Below are 647 nucleotides of genomic sequence, written 5' to 3' on the forward strand. Positions count from 1 at the left end.
CATATAATTTCAACAGACGACATTTTGGGAAATGTGTTTTTTGTCTTTGCTTTTTGTTTATACTTTGATTTATTTCATACTGTATAAACGACATTTTGGAACATATAATTTCAACAGACGACATTTTGGGAAATGTGTTTTTTGTCTTTGCTTTTTATTCACAATTTAATTTATTTCATACCGTAAAAACGACATTTTGGAACTCGATTTTTAACAGACGACATTCTGGGGAATGTGTTTTTTTGTCCTTGTTCATTATTCATTATTTGATTTATTTCGATCCGTATGAACGACATTTTGGAGCTTGTTTTTTAGATAGACGACATTTTGGGGAACCTGATTTTATATCTGTGTTACTATTTGTAATTTGATTTATTCCGCACTGTATAAACGACATTCTGGAACTCGATTTTTAACAGACGACATTCTGGGGAGTGTTGTTTTTGTCTTTGCTCTTTATAGATAATTTGTTTTATTTCATACCGTAAAAACGACATTCTGGAACTCGATTTTTAATAGACGACGTTTTGGGGAATGTGTTTTATATCTGTATTTCTGTTCAACTTTTGGTTTATTCTACGCCTTATTAACGACATTTTGGAACTCGTGTTTTTATAGACGACATTCTGGGGAATGTGTTTTATATC

Source organism: Finegoldia sp., assembly GCF_046991905.1.
Classification (GTDB): Bacteria; Bacillota; Clostridia; order Tissierellales; family Peptoniphilaceae; genus Finegoldia.